The sequence below is a fragment of the Coleofasciculus sp. FACHB-1120 genome, from assembly GCF_014698845.1.
GTDB lineage: Bacteria > Cyanobacteriota > Cyanobacteriia > Cyanobacteriales > FACHB-T130 > FACHB-T130.
This window is the reverse complement of record NZ_JACJTV010000001.1, coordinates 311,117-324,148: the sequence shown is the minus strand read 5'-3', so window position 1 is coordinate 324,148 and position 13,032 is coordinate 311,117. Positions and strand designations below refer to the sequence as shown.

The window sequence follows — 13,032 nt, the reverse complement described above, 5'->3', positions numbered from 1 at the left end:
AAGGGTGATAAACTCATGACTGCTGTAAAGACAATCAAAGTTTATGACGAAATTATTGACTTCATTGCTGCTGGAACGACTCCTCAAAGTGTTGTTAATTTTCGACTATCAGAAGCAGCGCAAGAACGTTTAGAAGACTTGGTTTATAAACACAAAGCAGGAGAACTTACGCCAGATGAAAAGCGGGAATTAGACCATTTCCTGACGCTAGAGCATATAATGACCCTAGCAAAAGCACGGGCTGATAAGTATATTAAATCTGAGTAACTATTTAAAGTGTCTCGTCCTTACATTAGTCAAGAACTCCGGCGTATGGTTGCCAACTGTGCGGATTTCCTCTGCGAGTATTGCCTAATTTCAGAATTAGACAGGTCTTCGCGCTACCAAGTTGAGCATATCATTAGCTTGAAACACGGCGGCTCAACAACAGCAGATAATCTTGCCTATGCTTGTGTTTTCTGTAATCTCAATAAAGGAACCGATTTAGGTTCTATTGTTTGGCGAACTGGGGAACTTGTGCGTTTTTTAAACCCACGTAGAGACTTTTGGGGGGAGCATTTTCGACTAGATGACAATGTGATTAAATCGTTAACAGATATTGGCGAAGTAACTGCACGAATTCTAGATTTTAACAACGATGAGCGCATTCTAGAGCGACAAGAATTAATAGCAGTTAGCAGATATCCATCTGCCTCTGCCCTACGACGGATGACGAATCAATAGATAATTACTCTGCCTAAAATAGTGCGACTTGAGCAGCACTGAGGATGCGATCGCTATCTGATTGAAAAATCTTTCCGTGTAGGTTGGGTTTCGAGAGTTTTGGCGAGTCTTGCAGATTTTGCCTCTTGGTTTTGTCAGTCAACTAGAGGCTGACCAGTAAGTTTTAGCTTACTTTAGCTTTAACCCGGAAATAAATTTCTGGGCTTTTTACGTGCTGCGATCGCTTCACAAGCGCTTCACAAAAGCTTTACTATCAGGCAAGAATAAACGATTTATTTAAAGGAGTGATAAAGATATCCCGATTTAATAGCAATTCTCTGTGGAGACTTCTTAAAGTGTAGGGGAGTCTATAGGTAGATTTACAGGGTTGTGAGAAGTTTGTTCACCACGCGGGTACTCTACTGAATTTAGGAAGCACCCATGAGTTCACGAACAATATCAAAATCAAAAAAGTCATCAGCGGGGCAGAATTTAGTCAAAGGTTTTGTTGGCATCGCTGGATTTCTAGGAATCTGTTATTTGGTCAGTATTCCAGTTATGTCCCAACTCAATCAAAACTCTACTCTCAAGGCAAAACAGTCTACAACGACCGCCGATCCGACAACGATGTTCGGAGTCTATACAACCCAGCCGGATTCTACAACTCAACCAAATCAGTCTCCCGCCCCCTTGGGTAATACAACCTTGCCAGATGGGGCGATAACGACTCCAAGCACCACCAGCTTGCCGAGTACCTATCCCATCACTCCCAGTCCAAGCAATTCTGGCGGGTTAATCACGACTTCTGGCACCACCAGCTTGCCGAGTAGCTATCCCATCACTCCCAGTCCAAGCAATTCTGGCGGATTGATCGCGACTCCCGGCACCACCAGCTTGCCGAGTAGCTATCCTATCACTCCCAGTACAAGCAATTCTGGCGGGTTAATCGCGACTCCTGGCACCACCAGCTTGCCGGACACAGGATTTTCAACTCCACCCAATCCAACGATCAACTATAGCGGGTTTTAAACGTTCAACTGGGTGTGGGTCGTCTGATGTAGCAATCCTATTTGAGTTGTGAGCCAGCCCTTAAGATGCCCGACTTCTCTCTCGAAGTCGGGCATTTCGCCTTCACGAATCATTTACGACTGCGATAGTTGAGACAAAACTGAGACAAAACGCGATCGCTCTCTCAACTGAAGATAAAAAAGCGATCGCCCTTAAACTTCCGGGCGAATTCTGCTACTGCCCAAACTGTTGTTTAGCTTGCTGATAAACTTCCACTGTTATTATTTTTTGCCCCGCTTCTTGTGCAAATTTTTCGATTTTTTTCCTGGCGGCGGGACGGACAAAAAAGGGAATTTCTTTCAATTTGGCTTCAGCTTCGGGTGTCCACTCTACGGCATTGGGTTGATTCGCCACAGTTTTCTCCAAAAAATCCTTAAAACAGGAGTTTAACAGGGAAGCGATCGCGCTTTCCAGCGTCCCATTCAGAAGGCGATCGCATCCTGAGAGCGATCGCTCCCAACCCTACCAACGAGTTACCACTTTTTGTAGGAGAGGAACTTGCCCGACATAATAATTTTTACGCGATCGCCTTTGGGATCTTCTTCTTTCTCCACATCCAAAGTAAAGTCAATCGCGCTCATAATCCCGTCACCAAACTTGTCGTGAATGACGCTTTTTAGCGGCATTCCATACACTTGCATGATTTCATAAAAGCGATAAATCAGAGGGTCAGTAGGAACAACTGGTCCCAATCCTTTCAGCGGGCATTCTGTTAGTTCTTTAGCATAACTTGGGTCAAGCTCTAATGCGAAGAGAAGCTTACTTGCCTCTTCTTCAGAAGCACTTGCTTGACGATACATCACTGCCGCAATCCAGACTTCGTCGCGTCCAACAGCCTTTTCTAAATCAGCAAAACTTAACCCTTTCTCTTTTTTAGCAGTCAAAAGTATTTGAGTAATTTCAGGAATAGCCATTATTAACAAACCCTCAGCAAAAAAAGTAGCAGCGATTGGAAACGACTGTAATGAATCTTTTCTCAGCTTTAGAAGCAGTTAAACTATCTCCTTTAACCGACAATCGATTCCGTTACATTCGCTACCTATCCGCTGCTACTTTTGAAGGTTTAGCTTTTTTAGGTGGACATTTCCCGACCTATTTTTGCCTTTTGCCTTTTGCTTGTTTTAGCGGTCTACAGAACCCATGATGATATCAATGCTACCCAAAATCACCACAATATCAGCGAGTTTTACACCCTTGAGAAGACCAGGGAGGATTTGCAGGTTGTTGAAATCGGCTGCACGAATCTTCCAACGCCAAGGGAAGACATTATCATCGCCAATAATATAGATTCCTAGCTCACCTTTCCCACTCTCGACTCGGACGTAATGTTCGCCCTTAGGAATTTTAAAAGTGGGAGCGATTTTCTTACCAATGTACTGGTAGTCAAAGCCATTCCATTCGGATTTTGGCCCTTCTGCCATACGCTTGGCTTCCAAGTTCTCGTAAGGACCGCCGGGAAGTGCTTTGATAGCTTGGTAAATAATCTTGACAGATTCGCGCATCTCCCGAATCCGCACCAAGTAGCGGGCAAAACAATCGCCGCCAGTTTCCGTATGCACTTGCCAGTCGAAGTCGTCATAGCATTCGTAGTGGTCAACTTTCCGCAAGTCCCACTTGACGCCAGAACCCCGCAACATGGGGCCAGAAAGTCCCCAGTTGATCGCTTCTTCGCGGCTGATGGTGCCCACGCCTTCCACGCGACGGCGGAAGATGGGGTTGTCAGTGATTAAGCGCTCGTATTCGTCAACTTTTGGCAGGAAATAGTCGCAAAAGTCCAAGCACTTATCAACCCACCCGTAGGGCAAATCAACGGCAACTCCCCCAATACGGAAGTAGTTGTTATTGACCATCCGATAACCAGTGGCGGCTTCCCACAGGTCATAAATCATCTCCCGTTCGCGGAAGATATAAAAGAAGGGAGTCTGAGCGCCCGTATCAGCCAAAAATGGTCCCAACCACAGCAGGTGATTGGCGATGCGGTTCAATTCCAGCATGATGACGCGGATGTAGCTGGCGCGTTTGGGAACTGAGATACCGGCTAGTTTTTCCGGCGCATTAACGGTGACAGCCTCGTTAAACATTCCCGCTGCATAGTCCCATCGGCTGACGTAGGGGACGTACATGATGTTGGTGCGGTTTTCGGCAATTTTTTCCATGCCGCGATGCAGGTAGCCGATCACGGGTTCGCAATCCACGACATCCTCCCCATCCAGGGTAACGATGAGTCGTAGCACTCCGTGCATAGAGGGATGGTGCGGACCCATGTTCAGCACCATCGGTTCTGTTCTAGTTTCTATCTTTGCCATAGTTCAGCCATCTCTCCTTGAAGCCGATTTGGGCAGCCGCACCTGAAATTTCATAAACACGCCAAAATCACTCCGACTGGCAATGTCTGTTTACTACTGAGTGTTGATTTTTGTTTCGCTTCCTTAATTATATGGAGCTTTGTCCGCAGGATACGTCGGAATTCGAGCTGCATTTAACCAAGGGGAATTTTGGCACAACATAGAGAATCCGGCGTTGCTGAATTCGTAATCATTTAGGCAACGCCGCCAAAGGTTACTGGTGAGCGGTTACTGGTGAGCGTTGAGCGCCAAGTTGGATGGAGATGGCTTTGCACTTGGAAAATGGTGTTGTGTCGCAAAAAGCTGTGCAACCATTTCTGTACGCGATGAAACCTCAAGCTTACGGAACATTCGCTTCAACGCCTGCTTGACAGAATTCTCGGTAATCCAAAGTTCAGTCCCGATTTCTGTGTTGGTTCGACCCAGCGCGACCAAGTTGGCAATTTCCAACTCACGAGACGTTAAGCGATGGGTGTTTAACGGTTGGTGCTGAGGTTCCAAAATCGGGTCTTCAATTGTGCTTGACGCGAATCGCAAGCGTGCGATCCAAACCGATAGGTGTAAACAAATGGCACTCAAATCAGCGATATCTTGGGCATCAAAGGCAGGCATTGATTTTTCACGGGTGCAACCCACTGAGCCGATTAATTGACCTCGATCGATAATGGGTCCTGCCATCACGTGCCAATGATCGGGACGAGGACAAATGATTGCCCAGGCTTTTGGGGATGTCACTAATCCTTCATGGACAGGCGTATGGCGCTCTGCTATGTAACGCGCCACAGGATTATGTTCAATAGATAAGGCAACGTTCAGCATTTTTTGAAACTTGCGGTCGCCCAAAAGCTGGTCGAAGAAAAAAATTCCCGATCGCTTGGCGGCAAAGTACTCACCAATTTTTGGCACGAGTTGCGATCGCAGGTCTTGTTCCTCTTTTACCTGACTGATAGCTTCAAATAAAAGCTGTAAGGAAATCATCTTTGTGCCTCAAAGAGTACTCGGTCGAGGACTAGGCGCAGTGGTTTGCCATCCCTAGTATAAGGATAGATTTCATTGCAAGCGCCATTAGAAGGATTGATGTATGACGGACTCACAAAAGCAGATTATTGGTTTGGTTATCTATCCTGGCATGACCGCGCTGGATATTGTGGGACCCCAGCAAGTTTTTAGTGCGCTTCCCAATGTCCAGATTCATCGAATCTGGAAAACGCTAGACCCGATCGAAACCGATGACGGCATGATGATTTTGCCGGATACCACCTTTGACGATTGCCCGCCCTTGGACGTGATCTGTGTTGGCGGCGGCTTAAAACAGATGGCAATCATCGACGATTCAGAGATCCTTGGATTTCTGCGTCAGCAAGGAAGCACCGCAAAGTTTATTACCTCTGTGTGCGGCGGGTCTATGTTTTTGGCAAAGGCAGGACTGCTGCAAGGCTATCGAGCTGCGACTCACTGGATGATGCGGGAACACCTAGCCGCATTGGGGGTTGAAGTCGGAGCAGAGCGAGTCGTCATTGACCGCAATCGCATGACGGGGGGAGGTGTGACAGCAGGCATTGATTTTGGTCTCGTGGTTGCTAAAGCGCTTTGTGGTGAGGAAGCCGCCAAGATCGCTCAACTCTTGATGGAGTACAATCCAGCCCCACCCTTCGATGCCGGTTCACCCGAAAAAGCGGGGCCTGATTTAGTGAACAAGGCAACGTCATACGCGATGGGGACATTGGGTTTACAAGTAGAATAGGCAGCTTGACATGACTAGCCAATTCGGAAATTGACGACGGTACAGCTTGGTTTTTCTGCGACTTCGATCGTCTTCAAAAAGAGCTTGATTACTCAGGTGTTCAATTGAGAAGGCGATCGCTATCAATCCAGACCAGCTCCTTTCAGGGGGCGAGTTAATGGCGCTTTTCTCAAACAACAAAGACAAATCGAGGCGGCAAACGTTTACCAAAAGCGTGCCCAAAATCACTACGAGCTAGTATTGAGAGCAAGGCAAGAGCGCTCGACAATTAGCAACGGCGATAAATTTCAACTCTAAATAAACTGGTCTCTGAAATCCAGCTTCCCGGTCAAAGTTATGTGCTGATGGTGAACGAGCGGAATGAGAAGAATGGGTACAGCCAGAAAATTGGAAAAATTATAGGCAAAATAGAGGGTGCGCCTATTTATCGTCGCTGAATTTTTTTGATGGATGAAATTGACAAGAGTTTGACGAATCAGACAGAGACACCGGCATTTTTTCATCTGTCGGTGCTGAGTCGGGAGTTAATTGCCGGGTTGGAAATCCTTCCGGGGGGACATTACCTGGACGCAACGGTGGGGGGTGGCGGACACAGTCGGTTAATTCTGGAAGCAGCACCGGATGTTCGGGTGACGGCGATTGACCAGGATGAACAAGCGATCGCTGCGGCTAAAACCCAATTGCACGATTCTGGAGAACGCATCCAATTTTGGCATGGCAATTTCACAAAATATCAACCGAATGGTCTAACATTTGACGGAATTATTGCAGATTTAGGCGTGAGTTCTGCTCAGTTCGATGTTCCAGAGCGAGGCTTTAGTTTTCGCCACCAAGCTGACTTAGATATGCGAATGAATCAGCAGCAATCGCTGACCGCCGCAGAAGTCATTAATTACTGGAAAGAAGCGGAACTGGCGGATATTTTCTTTAAATATGGGGAAGAGAGACTGTCACGGCGGATTGCTAGGGCGATTGTAGAAAAGCGTCCATTTCAGACAACAACCGAGTTAGCAGAGGCGATCGCGTATAGCGTTCCCCGTCAGTACCGCTACGGCAGAATTCACCCTGCCACACGGGTATTTCAAGCGCTACGAATTGTCGTCAACGATGAGTTAAAGTCTCTAGAAACCTTCCTGAATCAAGCACCCAACTGGCTCAAACCAGGCGGTAGGATTGGCATCATCAGTTTTCACAGTTTAGAAGATCGCTTGGTAAAGCATGGTTTCCGGGAATCGCCGATATTGCAGGTGTTAACCAAAAAACCGATTACACCGCAAGACGATGAACTGGAAAATAATCCTCGCTCTCGCTCCGCTAAACTGCGAATAGCAGAACGAAAATGATAGCAAACGACTCGCCGCTATAGCCGAAAGCTATAGCGGCGAGTCGTTCCTAAAGAAATTATCGTAAATTGTTAAAGTTCAACAGATTAATTAACTTAAATTGACTGGTAACTGCTGTATCCTAATCAAGAATTTTGAGGCAAGTGCGATGTCTTGGTTGCGTCCTGATGGTCGGCAATTTTACCAACTGCGTCCGGTTCGGTTTGAACGAATGTTCACCCGATTTGCTGCGGGTTCGGTTCTAACGAGCTGCGGCGACACTCATGTTCTCTGTAGTGTGACGATTCAAAAAGGTGTCCCCAAGTTTTTAGAAGGCACCGGCAAAGGGTGGCTAACGGCTGAATATCGGATGCTACCGGGTGCGACACCCCAACGCCAAGCACGGGAATTTATGAAGCTGTCTGGACGCACTCAAGAGATTCAGCGATTGATTGGGCGCAGCTTGCGGGCGTCGCTGGATTTCGAGGCACTGGGAGAACGCACGATAACGGTAGATGCCGATGTTTTACAAGCGGATGCCGGAACCCGCACAACATCGATTACCGGAGGGTTTGTGGCACTTGCAGACGCGATAGAAAAGCTGATACAGCAGGGAGAGTTAGAGCGATCTCCGATTCGCCATCAAATTGCCGCAGTTTCGGTAGGACTGTTGCAGGGAGAGCCAGTTTTAGATTTGAACTACGTTGAGGATGTCGCGGCTGAGGTGGATTTCAACGTGGTGATGGACGACCAACTTAACATCATCGAAGTTCAAGGAACGGCTGAGGAAGGCACCTTTAATCGGACTCAACTTAATCAAATATTGGATTTAGCTCAAAAGGGTATTCAAGAATTGCTAGATGCACAGCGCCAAGCAATGGGTTCCTCGACTCATTAAATAAAGGAATATCGCTAAAAATTAAGAATCGTTGCAGATTGAGGAGAGTGCGATCGCTCTCGTCCCAGGCTGGATTATACAGATGAAGGGCATTTCAGGCATTTTTGCCAGTTCACCAGAACCCCAACCGCTCATTAGATCGGGGTTGGTGGATGTTTGAGACAATCTGAGACAATTAGCCTTTGAAATCAACTGTTTCAGCTCATTCCAGATAAATTGATAGTCATCAGCACGAAGGGAGAACTCTATGAAATTGGCTTATTGGATGTATGCAGGCCCGGCGCACATTGGCACTCTGCGGGTCTCCAGTTCCTTTAAGAACGTCCATGCGATCATGCACGCGCCAATTGGCGATGACTACTTTAACGTCATGCGCTCGATGCTAGAGCGCGATCGCAACTTCACCCCAGTTACCATCAGTTCCGTTGACCGGAACGTTTTGGCGCGTGGTTCCCAAGAAAAGGTGGTGGACAATATTACCCGCAAAGACGTTGAGGAACACCCAGACCTGATTGTTTTAACTCCTACCTGTACCAGCAGCATTCTCCAAGAAGACTTGGAAAACTTTGTAGAACGAGCTTCCATAGAAACCAAGTCGGACGTGATGCTGGCGGACGTGAACCACTACCGCGTCAATGAACTGCAAGCCGCCGACATCACCCTGCGGCAAATTGTCCAGCTTTACATCGAGAAAGCCCGGAAAAAAGGCGATTTACCCGAAGGCAAAACAGAAAAGCCCTCGGTTAACATCCTGGGAATTTCCAGCCTCGGATTTCACAATCACCACGACTGCACCGAGTTGAAGCGGTTGATGGCTGACTTGGGGATTCAGGTCAACGAAGTAATTCCAGAAGGTGCATCGGTTCACAACCTCAAGAATTTGCCGAAGGCTTGGTTTAACCTGGTTCCTTACCGCGAAATCGGGCCAATGGCGGCTCAGTACCTGGAGAAAGAATTTGGGATGCCTTTTGTAGATATCACGCCGATGGGTGTGGTGGAAACTGCGCGTTGCATCCGCAAAATTCAGGAAATAATTAATGCTCAAGGCGCAGATGTTAACTACGAAGACTACATCAACGAGCAGACTTTGCACGTTTCTCAAGCCGCTTGGTTCTCCCGTTCTATTGACTGCCAAAACTTGACAGGAAAGAAAGCTGTGGTGTTTGGCGACAGCACCCACGCCGCCGCCATCACGAAAATTCTGTCCAGAGAAATGGGAATTCACGTTGTTTGGGCGGGAACATACTGCAAGTACGATGCTGAGTGGTTCAAGGAGCAGGTGGGCGAATACTGTGATGAAGTGATCGTCACCGAAGATCACGGTCAAATTGGGGATGCGATCGCTCGTGTGGAACCCTCTGCCATCTTCGGCACCCAAATGGAACGTCACGTCGGTAAGCGTCTAAATATTCCCTGCGGCGTCATCGCAGCACCAATTCACGTTCAGAATTTCCCCATCGGTTACAAGCCATTCTGCGGGTACGAAGGTACGAACCAAATTACGGATTTGATCTACAATTCCTTCACTTTGGGAATGGAAGATCACCTCCTAGAAATCTTCGGCGGACACGATACCAAAGAAGTGATTACCAAGGGGATTTCGGCTGATTCTGACCTCGGTTGGAACAAGGAAGCACAAGCAGAACTGAACAAAGTTCCTGGTTTCGTGCGCGGCAAAGTGAAGCGCAACACCGAGAAATTTGCACGCGATCGCGGCTTCAACGTCATCACTTTAGAAGTGATGTATGCAGCTAAAGAAGCAGTCGGCGCATAATTGAACTTGGTAAATATTAGTATTCAGCAGCCAGTTCTATAAACTGGCTGCTGAACTATTTTCTGAGTACAAACAAGCAAGTTACTTAGTTTTTTTGTTCACTGTTTTAAGCAGTTCAGTAATTGATTTTAGCTGGATTTGGGAGAAGTAAGCCATCGCAATAATGACAGCTACTGCAACTCCTCCATAAGTCAAGGTGGGAATTAAGCCTCCTGATTCTGGCGGTTTAGGGGAATCAGTTGGATTGGAAGACATAAGAATACTCTGCTCTTGTTCTACATTACTCAGTTTCTTTTGAGTGGAGAAGTCATATCCCAATTTTTGGGCAAACGAGGATGAAGGCTGGAAGAAAGCCCGATTTTGCTGATTATGAGTCATAATTAGATCCGATGTTTTTTAATTACCTTCCCCTAGCTCGTTTGTAGAACTAGGGGATTTTCTGTTGTGCGATTAAATGCGCTTTAAAATGCTACTTTAAGCTCTCAAAGCATTGGTAAAGTCTCTCCATTTTTGGATAAAAAGGAGAAACCATACCCTTTGGAACCATTTCCGTAATCCAGATATCGTTCTTAATCACAGGTTCACAAGTAATCCCAACCGGAATACTAGGATAGCGTGAAGTGAGATTCCCTACGTTGGTGACTGCGACGTATTTCAGTAATTTGGTCGGCGACATCCAGAAGCGCTCAGGGCATTGGCTCGACGCTCGTAGAATAATATCCCTTACGCAGAAAGCATTGCTAGCAGCTCACTTGCTAAAAATTCCCAAAATCCATACAGGTTCTTAGAAAAATGCCAGCATTTTATCTTCTGGAATCATCAACGCCAAATCCATCACCAAACCAATTTATGCAGAAATAGGAGAGACTACTTGCACCAGTTTCTCCAGCGAGTAGGATGAGCTGTAGAGAAAATAGAGCGCTCCCTTACTCTTCATGTATAGATTTTTGCGTTTGCTTTGGATGAGGAGACGCGATCGCATTCATTCCACCAAAGTGCGATCGCTCTCTCCAGTTCCTCAAGCTATCATGTACTGGAAAGGTTACAGCATGAGGGAATCACCCACTATGTCCAACCAGACAACGTTCACTGATGCTAGTACCAACCTAGGCGAACTGTGCGATTGGGTCGTTGCCGATCGAGAGCGAGAGGTAGCGATCGTTAATCGAGAGTCGCGATAGCTGATGACGAAATTTGAAAGAAGTTAAAGCTAGCGCTACATCTTTATTTTTATATTTACGAAAAAATAATTTTTTAGGATTTTGGGTAGCTTTTAAAAATAGTTGTATATTAAATAACTAATTGTGCTTAGAAGGAAATACATACTTTAAATAAAAATAAACTTTATAATAGTATTTTAAGTTTTTAGAACTTTTATAAACAATTAAATATTAATTGAAGAGTTGGGGAGCAGATTATTGCTAAAGTCGTGAGTACCCCCAAATTTGTCATTACAATTAAGGATTAAGGGTAAGTCAATTCCTAGGGATTAGTCAGGGTAAATTATTAATCAAAACTTTATGATTCGGTTCTTTGAAAGAAATGTTGAAGAATCTTCGATATAAGTGCTAAGCAATTATGATTAGTATGAGCCACCTAGCAATGGCAAGATTTTACTATCCTAATATTCACTTTTATCCTTTGTCACTTCCTCTAGTTACAAATATTATTCTGGTAAGTAATAGCGTTGCTCCTTGGCTTGCATCATTTGTGGGAGTATTTGCTCTTACACTAAATTCATAAAGCTGTGAGTATGAAGGACGCGATCGCTCGTTAATTTATGAAAACTCTTGCAAGCGCCTCAATTCTTAATCTTAATTCTCACAGAACAAGTACGTGATGAAAGAGGAAATCTTTAACCAACAGATTGAGGCGGCACAACAGCGTCTGCACGAGCTGTGGCAACGTACTAGGGAATCCCCATCCCTTCCAGATCCGCAGGAAACACTGACAATGGAGGCTTTGCAGGAACTCTCCACAGCTTTGGAAGAGTTGCAGGTGGCTACAGAGGAGTTGCAGCAACGCAACGAACAACTTGCGATCGCTCATGAGACTGTAAAAGCAGAACGCCAGCGCTACCAAGAGCTATTTGAGTTTGCCCCAGACGGGTACTTAGTGACGAATACCTTGGGAATCATTCAGGAGGCTAACCGTACGGCGGCGGCTTTGCTGAACCGATCCCAAAATTCTCTAATCGGCAAACCAATGGCGATTTTTGTGACGAAGGAAGATCGCAAAACCTTTCGGGATATATTGACCGAATTGAATCACTTCCCGCAGTTGCACGACTGGGAAGTGCGCTTACAACCCTCAAAAGGTCAGCCGCCGTTCCCAGCTGCACTGAACGTGGCGGCTATACGCGATCGCTCCAGCAACTTAATCGGTTTGCGCTGGCTATTGCGTGACATCACCGAACGCCACCAGCAGGCGGAACAAACCCGCAAAGCACTGGAACAAGAAAAAGAACTCAGCAATCTCAAATCTCGCTTCATCAGGGCTGCATCTCACGAATTCCGCACGCCGCTGACAATTATCTCCATGTCTGCTGAATTACTGGAACGCTACAAACACAAGTTGTCTGACGTGCAAAAGGACTCGCATTTCCAGAAAATAAGAATCGCTAGCAAACAAATGGCTCGGTTGTTAAACGACATCCTCCTTCTTGATAAAACAGAGGCTGGCAAGTTAGAGATTAATCCCATACCGCTGGATTTAGTAGAATTTAGCCGCGAGTTGGTGGAAGAATTGCAAGTTAGCATTGGCTCACAACACGCGATTACTTTTATTCATCAAGGCCAGTGTAGTAACGCCTACCTGGATAAAAAGCTGCTGCGACAAATTATTGATCATTTGCTTTCAAATGCAATTAAATATTCTCCCAGAGGTGGCAAAGTTCATTTTGAACTGATCTGTCAAGATCGTCAGGCAATCTTCCAAATTCAGGACGAGGGAATCGGAATCCCCAAAGAAGACCAACTACGCTTGTTTGAGCGATTCCATCGAGGAAGGAATGTTGGTACAATCTCTGGTACAGGGTTGGGATTAACAATCGTTAAAGAGTGTGTGGATTTACACGATGGAGCGATCGCTATCAAAAGTGAAGTTGGCAGTGGCACGACTTTTACCGTTAAGTTGCCGCTCAATCAACTGAATCAAAAATGATAAGTAAAGATTATTTG

14 protein-coding genes are annotated in these 13,032 nt (G+C 46.1%); 9 read left to right on the top strand and 5 right to left on the bottom strand.

What is annotated here, in order from left to right; all coding sequences use genetic code 11:
• Positions 1 to 15 precede the first annotated feature (15 nt).
• The 3 genes from H6H02_RS01385 to H6H02_RS01375 all read left to right on the top strand — a co-directional run bounded on the left by H6H02_RS01385 (position 16) and on the right by H6H02_RS01375 (position 1,731).
• Positions 16 to 267 (top strand): hypothetical protein, encoded by a 252-nt coding sequence (locus tag H6H02_RS01385; protein ID WP_190813896.1) that lies wholly within the window; start codon positions 16 to 18, stop codon positions 265 to 267.
• Between the two features lie 9 nt (positions 268 to 276).
• Positions 277 to 723 (top strand): HNH endonuclease, encoded by a 447-nt coding sequence (locus H6H02_RS01380; RefSeq protein WP_190813894.1) that lies wholly within the window; start codon positions 277 to 279, stop codon positions 721 to 723.
• 420 nt (positions 724 to 1,143) lie between these two features.
• A complete protein-coding gene (locus tag H6H02_RS01375) occupies positions 1,144 to 1,731 on the top strand; it encodes a hypothetical protein (protein ID WP_190813892.1) in 588 nt (195 codons plus the stop codon).
• 213 nt (positions 1,732 to 1,944) lie between these two features.
• Here H6H02_RS01375 and H6H02_RS01370 read toward each other — a convergent pair whose 3' ends face one another.
• The 4 genes from H6H02_RS01370 to H6H02_RS01355 all read right to left on the bottom strand — a co-directional run bounded on the left by H6H02_RS01370 (position 1,945) and on the right by H6H02_RS01355 (position 5,093).
• Positions 1,945 to 2,124 carry a PCP reductase family protein gene (locus H6H02_RS01370; RefSeq protein ID WP_190413517.1) on the bottom strand — a complete coding sequence of 60 codons (180 nt, stop codon included), beginning with the start codon at positions 2,122 to 2,124 and terminating at the stop codon, positions 1,945 to 1,947.
• 119 nt (positions 2,125 to 2,243) lie between these two features.
• On the bottom strand, positions 2,244 to 2,684 hold the full coding sequence (cynS, locus tag H6H02_RS01365; protein WP_190667771.1) for a cyanase: 441 nt from the start codon (positions 2,682 to 2,684) through the stop codon (positions 2,244 to 2,246).
• Between the two features lie 207 nt (positions 2,685 to 2,891).
• Positions 2,892 to 4,076 carry an NAD(P)H-quinone oxidoreductase subunit H gene (locus tag H6H02_RS01360; RefSeq protein WP_190667773.1) on the bottom strand — a complete coding sequence of 395 codons (1,185 nt, stop codon included), beginning with the start codon at positions 4,074 to 4,076 and terminating at the stop codon, positions 2,892 to 2,894.
• 267 nt (positions 4,077 to 4,343) lie between these two features.
• Positions 4,344 to 5,093, bottom strand: a complete 750-nt coding sequence (locus tag H6H02_RS01355) for a LuxR C-terminal-related transcriptional regulator (protein WP_190813890.1) — start codon at positions 5,091 to 5,093, stop codon at positions 4,344 to 4,346.
• Positions 5,094 to 5,196: 103 nt separating this feature from the next.
• Between H6H02_RS01355 and H6H02_RS01350 the strand changes: the two genes are divergently transcribed.
• The 4 genes from H6H02_RS01350 to bchB all read left to right on the top strand — a co-directional run bounded on the left by H6H02_RS01350 (position 5,197) and on the right by bchB (position 9,853).
• Positions 5,197 to 5,859: a DJ-1/PfpI family protein gene (locus H6H02_RS01350; RefSeq protein ID WP_190813888.1), complete on the top strand. Its 663-nt coding sequence runs from the start codon at positions 5,197 to 5,199 to the stop codon at positions 5,857 to 5,859.
• A gap of 446 nt (positions 5,860 to 6,305) precedes the next feature.
• Positions 6,306 to 7,202 (top strand): 16S rRNA (cytosine(1402)-N(4))-methyltransferase RsmH, encoded by an 897-nt coding sequence (rsmH, locus tag H6H02_RS01345; protein ID WP_190813886.1) that lies wholly within the window; start codon positions 6,306 to 6,308, stop codon positions 7,200 to 7,202.
• A gap of 148 nt (positions 7,203 to 7,350) precedes the next feature.
• Positions 7,351 to 8,079, top strand: a complete 729-nt coding sequence (gene rph / locus H6H02_RS01340) for a ribonuclease PH (protein WP_277922491.1) — start codon at positions 7,351 to 7,353, stop codon at positions 8,077 to 8,079.
• A 247-nt stretch (positions 8,080 to 8,326) separates the two neighbouring features.
• On the top strand, positions 8,327 to 9,853 hold the full coding sequence (gene bchB / locus H6H02_RS01335) for a ferredoxin:protochlorophyllide reductase (ATP-dependent) subunit B (RefSeq protein WP_190526583.1): 1,527 nt from the start codon (positions 8,327 to 8,329) through the stop codon (positions 9,851 to 9,853).
• 81 nt (positions 9,854 to 9,934) lie between these two features.
• Here bchB and H6H02_RS01330 read toward each other — a convergent pair whose 3' ends face one another.
• Entirely contained in the window at positions 9,935 to 10,231 is a 297-nt protein-coding gene (locus H6H02_RS01330; protein ID WP_190813884.1) for a hypothetical protein, read from the bottom strand.
• Positions 10,232 to 10,788: 557 nt separating this feature from the next.
• Here H6H02_RS01330 and H6H02_RS01325 point away from each other — a divergent pair.
• Positions 10,789 to 11,034, top strand: coding sequence for a hypothetical protein (locus H6H02_RS01325; protein ID WP_190813882.1), 246 nt, complete (start codon positions 10,789 to 10,791; stop codon positions 11,032 to 11,034).
• A gap of 658 nt (positions 11,035 to 11,692) precedes the next feature.
• Positions 11,693 to 13,015: an ATP-binding protein gene (locus tag H6H02_RS01320; RefSeq protein WP_190813880.1), complete on the top strand. Its 1,323-nt coding sequence runs from the start codon at positions 11,693 to 11,695 to the stop codon at positions 13,013 to 13,015.
• Positions 13,016 to 13,032 lie beyond the last annotated feature (17 nt).

Bases quoted from the DNA above. Each gene is read 5' to 3' on its own strand.
- rph (WP_277922491.1), top strand. From the start codon at position 7,351: ATGTCTTGGTTGCGTCCTGATGGTCGGCAATTTTACCAACTGCGTCCG.
- H6H02_RS01385 (WP_190813896.1), top strand. From the start codon at position 16: ATGACTGCTGTAAAGACAATCAAAGTTTATGACGAAATTATTGACTTC.
- H6H02_RS01360 (WP_190667773.1), bottom strand. From the start codon at position 4,076: ATGGCAAAGATAGAAACTAGAACAGAACCGATGGTGCTGAACATGGGT.
- bchB (WP_190526583.1), top strand. From the start codon at position 8,327: ATGAAATTGGCTTATTGGATGTATGCAGGCCCGGCGCACATTGGCACT.
- H6H02_RS01325 (WP_190813882.1), top strand. From the start codon at position 10,789: ATGTATAGATTTTTGCGTTTGCTTTGGATGAGGAGACGCGATCGCATT.
- H6H02_RS01320 (WP_190813880.1), top strand. From the start codon at position 11,693: ATGAAAGAGGAAATCTTTAACCAACAGATTGAGGCGGCACAACAGCGT.
- H6H02_RS01355 (WP_190813890.1), bottom strand. From the start codon at position 5,093: ATGATTTCCTTACAGCTTTTATTTGAAGCTATCAGTCAGGTAAAAGAG.
- cynS (WP_190667771.1), bottom strand. From the start codon at position 2,684: ATGGCTATTCCTGAAATTACTCAAATACTTTTGACTGCTAAAAAAGAG.
- H6H02_RS01350 (WP_190813888.1), top strand. From the start codon at position 5,197: ATGACGGACTCACAAAAGCAGATTATTGGTTTGGTTATCTATCCTGGC.
- rsmH (WP_190813886.1), top strand. From the start codon at position 6,306: ATGGATGAAATTGACAAGAGTTTGACGAATCAGACAGAGACACCGGCA.
- H6H02_RS01375 (WP_190813892.1), top strand. From the start codon at position 1,144: ATGAGTTCACGAACAATATCAAAATCAAAAAAGTCATCAGCGGGGCAG.
- H6H02_RS01330 (WP_190813884.1), bottom strand. From the start codon at position 10,231: ATGACTCATAATCAGCAAAATCGGGCTTTCTTCCAGCCTTCATCCTCG.